A 504-nucleotide genomic window follows, 5' to 3' on the forward strand; every position below is an offset into this window, starting at 1 on the left:
CACATTTCAGGGGAGCACGTCAACGCCTCTTCATGTTCCATCCAAGCGACGAGCGCGCGGTCAGGGTCTTCGCGGGGCTCAATCCCAGGAAGAGTTCGCCGTGCAAACTCGGAGAATTTAGCGGTGCCGGGGAAAGTGCCGCCGAATTTATCGATCAGGCGGCTGAGCGCATCGGGCTCGGTTTCCTCAGGCTCGATCCCGAGTTCCTCCAGTATGTAGCGTGCAGCGAGGTTGAGATCACCACCTTGCTCAGCCCCGAAATCACGCTGGCTAAGTTCAAAATCATCGGTCAGCTGTAACCCAAAAAGCCACAGCAACTTCTGCTCGGCCGAACTGCGTGCAGGACAAGCCATACCCGCTTGCCGCGAGCATATTCGCAGTAGTAAGACTTGGTCCCACTGGGCATCACTCGAAGAACGAGCCCTTTCAACCGGGTATCGCGATAATCGATTTTGGTGGTCGGGGTGGTCAATTTATCGACCGCCATTGGAGTGGGCCCCTTGG

General features: G+C 56.9%; 1 pseudogene. It reads right to left on the reverse strand.

Features of this window, described 5'->3' with window-relative positions:
• Positions 1-317, reverse strand: a pseudogene (locus EBMC1_RS18685) (NUDIX hydrolase); the annotation flags it as partial.
• Positions 318-504: the final 187 nt, after the last annotated feature.

It is taken from the genome of Sphingopyxis sp. MC1 (assembly GCF_000371385.1).
In the GTDB taxonomy this organism is placed as follows: Bacteria; Pseudomonadota; Alphaproteobacteria; order Sphingomonadales; family Sphingomonadaceae; genus Sphingopyxis; species Sphingopyxis terrae.